General features: G+C 64.2%; 1 protein-coding gene. It reads right to left on the reverse strand.

Annotated elements, in window-relative coordinates; translation table 11 throughout:
- Positions 1-142: 142 nt before the first annotated feature.
- Positions 143-1123, reverse strand: coding sequence for an IS5 family transposase (locus FJ941_RS28865; protein ID WP_181166203.1), 981 nt, complete (start codon positions 1121-1123; stop codon positions 143-145).
- Positions 1124-1186 lie beyond the last annotated feature (63 nt).

Here is a 1186-nt window from a genome sequence, read left to right on the forward strand (position 1 = left end):
GCCTTTGCACGGGAGCCGATATTTGGCGCACGTGATGCATGGGCGTTTTTTGAAAGGCGATCGGGCCGCCTTGGCGGGGTATTTTGCCCGGTTTCGTGGGGCCTCGGGCCACCCTTGCGGCGGATTTTGGGCAGACTCCGCCTCATGCCGGCTGGCTCCGCCGGTAGAGCACGGCGGCCGCTCGCGCCAGATTGTAGCCGCAGCCGGCAAGCAGGCATTGCGTCCGATTGGTCGCCAGGTTGAAGAAGCGCAGCCGCCGCATGCCGTAACGTTGCTTGAACACCGCAAACGGCCGCTCCACCGCCGCCCGTACCTTCGAGATCAGCCGGTTGCGCTGCTTCTGGCGCGGCGTCAGCGGATGGTGCTTGTTGGGGCGGTGCATCAGCCGGTCCTTGATGCCGGCCTGCTTAAGTCGGGCATGCCGGGCATGGGTGTAGTAGGCCTGGTCGCCATAGGCCGCCTTCTCATCCCCGCTGATCAGACCGTCGGCCGGCTCGGTGTCGGTGATCGATGCATCCGTGAAGTCCATGCGCCGGATCAGCGTGTGAGCATCGTCGACGCCGTTGTGCACCTTATAGCCGAACACGGTCTTGTTGCCCTTGCGCCCCCAACGCGCATCAGCGTCGGCCGATGGCCGCGCCGAACCCTCCTCACCCTTCTTCAGCTTCGCCGGCGGGCGCGCGGCGGCCTGCATGAAGGAGGCATCAATCAGCGTGCCGCGCTTGACGATCAGCCCTTTCTGCTCAAGCTGCCGCGTGATCTCATCGAACACCCGATCGATCAGCCCATCGCACTTAAGCTCTTCGCGGAATCGCCACAATGTCGAATGGTCCGGCGTGCGGTCCGAGAGGCTGAAGCCGGCAAAGCGGCGGAACGACAGCCGGTCGCGCAGTTGTGCCTCGAGGGCGGGATCGCTCAGATTGTTCCACACGCCCAGAAGCAGACAGCGCAGCAAAGCCTCGGCCGGATAGCTGGTGTTGCCCCGTCCCGACCCGCTGCGCCGACCAAGAAGCGCCTGGATCGGCACCCAGTCGATCACTCGCGCGATCTGGTCGAGCTCCGTCGTGTCCGACCATGCCAGCCCATCCGCAAGGCTCAGTTGACCAAGCAAACGATCGACCATCCGAATCATCCCTCTTCATTCCTTACGCACGGAATCACCAACCCGGTTCCGTGCAAAGGCCTC

Source organism: Mesorhizobium sp. B2-3-13 (genome assembly GCF_006442195.1).
Taxonomy (GTDB): domain Bacteria; phylum Pseudomonadota; class Alphaproteobacteria; order Rhizobiales; family Rhizobiaceae; genus Mesorhizobium; species Mesorhizobium salmacidum.

Coding starts and splice junctions, on each gene's coding strand:
- FJ941_RS28865 (WP_181166203.1), bottom strand. CDS start 1,123: ATGGTCGATCGTTTGCTTGGTCAACTGAGCCTTGCGGATGGGCTGGCA.